The organism is Bacillus sp. P4_D3, assembly GCF_056401855.1.
This window is the reverse complement of the sequence record NZ_JBFUIN010000852.1, coordinates 1-1,217: the sequence shown is the minus strand read 5'-3', so window position 1 is coordinate 1,217 and position 1,217 is coordinate 1. Positions and strand designations below refer to the sequence as shown.

The 1,217-nt window shown below is 31.4% G+C and carries 1 protein-coding gene; it reads left to right on the top strand.

Features of this window, described 5'->3' with window-relative positions:
* Nucleotides 1–214: 214 nt before the first annotated feature.
* On the top strand, nt 215–1,217 hold a 1,003-nt coding region (locus AC1DTM_RS27350; protein WP_477001363.1), incomplete at its 3' end, for a PocR ligand-binding domain-containing protein.

Below are 1,217 nucleotides of genomic sequence, written 5' to 3'. Positions count from 1 at the left end.
CAGGTCTAATCCAGAACATAGACTTGCCTTTTCTTCTAATGTCATTTGTGAAATGATTTTCTTAATATCTCTTTTCATGATAGCCCTCCTAAAAAATAATTAAGTAAACGCTTTCTTAATGTCATTATAGTTATTATTTTTTAGATATTATGGTATATTTTTTAGAATACTTGTAAAAATTTTAGCTGATTTTTAAAGAATAGAGGTTACAATAATGAGTTGCTCCAAACTAGAGGATTTATATTATATTTGTAAACTAATCTTTGACGTACATAAAACACCTATCTATTTTCTTAATAACAAAGGAGATTTAGTATTTGAAATCTCGTCCAATATTCAGCATAACCCTATGTATTCTTCAAAAGAGGCGATACTTAATGAACTATTTAAGGAACAGCCCCCCTTTACTTTTCCGTCATTAGAAGAGACAGCCTTTCTTGAAAATTTTTTCGCAATTAATCTGCGTTTGAACGACCAAATTAGTGGGAATATCATTGTTGGACCCGTACTTTATTCCAGGCTATCAGAAACATCAATTAAAGGTATCGTTAATGATCTTCAACTAAAAATAGACAAAGAAGAAATGATTCGATATTATCGTTCTCTACCCGTATTAAATAATTTGAGTTTTTTAAATATAAGTTTAGTGCTTTATTACATGCTGTATCAAAAACAGTTGAACATAGCAGATGTTCTGCAAAAAAACATGCTTGTAAAAAAGGTGGAATTTAAAATTGAACAGCCCGAAATACATATATCGGAGCAACGACAAAGTACATTAACTCATATCGATCCACTAGCTGAGAGGAAAATATTTGAGTGTATTAAGCAAGGGAAAAAGGAGGATTTAATTAAAAATCTAAGGAGATTACCTGAATCAGGAGAGCTTGGGGTGTTATCAAAGACAAGTCACCTGCGAAGCCAAAAAAATTCTGCCATTGCAGCTATTACACTTGCAACTAGATCTGCTATAGAAGGAGGACTTTTCCCTGAAATCGCATATACTCTTAGTGATTTATTTATACAAAAACTCGAAGAAATACATAAAAATGAAGCCATTTCCCCTTTTTTGGAGAATGCTTTACTTGAGTTTGCAGAACGTGTCAAAAATGGGACTATAAAAAAACATTCCAAACCTATAAACGAATGCCAAAATTATATATTTACTCATCTTTATGGTGATATTACGCTAACTATCCTTGCAGAAATATTCACAT